Genomic DNA, 2,192 nt, shown 5'->3' on the forward strand with positions numbered 1-2,192 from the left:
CTGCGCGACGAGGCCGGCACGGTCTTCCTCGTGGCCCACAACCTCGGCGAGATCGAGCAGAGCTGCAACCGGGTGATCTGGATGGAGGCCGGCCAGATCCTGCGCGACAGCGACGACGTCCCCGGCGTCATCGACGAGTACCTGGCCGCCACCGGCGGCGAGCCCCGCCACCGCGAGCAGGCGCGGCTGTAACTCGCCCGCGCAGCGCAGGCTGAGCCGCATGATCGTGCCGCCCTCGGGGCGGGTCCTGGCCACGACCGTGCCGTTCTGGGCGACGGCGAGCCGCCGGACGATGTAGAGACCGATGCCGACGCCGCCGAAGCGGCGCCGATCGCCGGTCTCGCCCTGCACGAACCGCTCGAAGATGCGCTCGTGGTCGCCTGCCGAGATGCCGATGCCCTCGTCTTCGACGTCGACCTCGATCATGGGGCCGACGACCCGGGCGCGGACCATGACGGTGCCGCCGGAGGGCGAGTACTTGAACGCGTTCTCAAGCAGCTGGCCGACGATGATGTCGGTCGCCATCGCGTCACCGTAGGCGAGGGGGAGGTCGGCCGGGACGTCCGCGACCACCTCGTGCTTGTCGGACAGCGGGCCGAACGAGACCACGGTGGCCCGCAGCAGCGCGGCCAGGTCGAACGAGTCGTTGTTGACCGGGAGCGCGTCGGCGCCCGCGCGGGCGCCGAGGAGCAGCTGCTCGACCAGCCGGCCGAGCGAGCCCGCCCGCTCGGCGATGGTCCTGACCGCGGCCCGGCGGTCGGCGTCCGAGAGCTGCTCCCACCGGCTCGCCAGCGTCGAGGCGAAACCCTGAACGACGGTGATCGGGGTGCGCAGCTCGTGGCTGGTCGTCGCCAGGAACAGGTCCTTCGCCTCTTCGAGTTCCTTAGCCGCAGTGACGTCGCGGAAGTCGACCACCTTCTCGCCGCCCTCGCCGAGCTCGGTGCAGAGCACGTCGACCCAGCGGCCGCTCGGGAGCTTGTGCGTGCGCCGCTCCCCCGGCACCGGCAGCGGGAACGGCGGCGGCGTGCCCATCACCTCGCTGGCCGGGGTGCCGGTGATGCGGTGCGCGGCCGGGTTCCACTGCCGGACGTTACCGCTCTCGTCGAGCACCGCGATGCCGTCGGCGCTGCCGTCGATGACGGCCCGCTCGTGCGCACGCTGCCGGACGACCTCTTCGAACGCCATCGCGTTGGTCAGCGCCACCCCGGCGTGCCCGGCCAGCAGCTCGAGCAGCTCGAGCTCAACGTGGCTGAGGGTGCGGCGGCTGTAGAGCGCGTAGAGCGCGCCGTAGGGGCGGCCGCCGACGTGCGACAGGGAGAGCGCGATCGTGTGCAGACCGGGCAGCGCCGACCAGATGAGGTCGTCGAACCCGCCGGCCTCGTCGGTCGCCATCATCACCGTCTTACCCGACCGCATCAGCTCGCCGACCAGGCTGCTCGAGAGCGAGGCGACCCGGCCGCGGAGCCGGGCGGGCAGGCCGGCGGTGGAGACGAGGCGGAGTCGCTCGTCCTCGATGAGCACGAACCCGCCCGCGTCGGCCCCGGTCAGCTCGCGAAGGCTGGCCGCGATCCGGTCGAGCACGGATTCCAGGTCCCGCTGGGCGTTCATGTCGGCCACCACGTCGCCCAGGCGGCGCACCACCCGCGCCCGCTCGGCCATGTAGTGCCGGGCGACGTCGTCCTCGCCGGTCTGGTGGCAGATGTTGACCCAGCCGATCACGTCGCCGGCACCGTCGGTGAGCGCGCTGGTGTCGATGCGGACGTCGATCACCGACCCGTCCTTGCGGATCCGCCGGGTCGCGAAGGAGACCTGCCCGCCGCCGCGGACCCGCTCGAACACGGCGTTGTGCTCGGCCGCGCTCTCCTCGGGGATCGTCGGCGGCTCGAGGCCGATCACCTCGTCGGCCGCCCAGCCGAACATCCGCTCGGCGGCCGGGTTCCAGAGCATGACGGTGCGGTCGGTGCCGTAGGCGACGATGGCATCGGCGGCGCTCTCGATCACGGCACGGGCGGTCGCGTCGATCCGCTCCCGGGCATTCCGCCCCACGGGCTCGCCGGGTGAGGGGGACCCCGGTCCGCCTCCCCACGCTGGGTGCGCCTGCTCTGCCACCACATTCTCATGGTGCCACCTGCCAGGGCCTAGGTCTGCGGAAGGGAGTTACTTCCCTTCCTAATGATGTGCGCCAGGGCTGG

1 protein-coding gene is annotated in these 2,192 nt (G+C 72.3%); it reads right to left on the reverse strand.

What is annotated here, in order from left to right; translation table 11 throughout:
• Positions 1-2,046, reverse strand: a 2,046-nt coding sequence (locus tag VME70_01420) for a PAS domain S-box protein (protein HTW18854.1), incomplete at its 3' end; no start/stop codon positions are given.
• Positions 2,047-2,192 lie beyond the last annotated feature (146 nt).

The sequence above is a fragment of the Mycobacteriales bacterium genome (assembly GCA_035504215.1).
GTDB lineage: Bacteria > Actinomycetota > Actinomycetes > JAFAQI01 > JAFAQI01 > DATAUK01.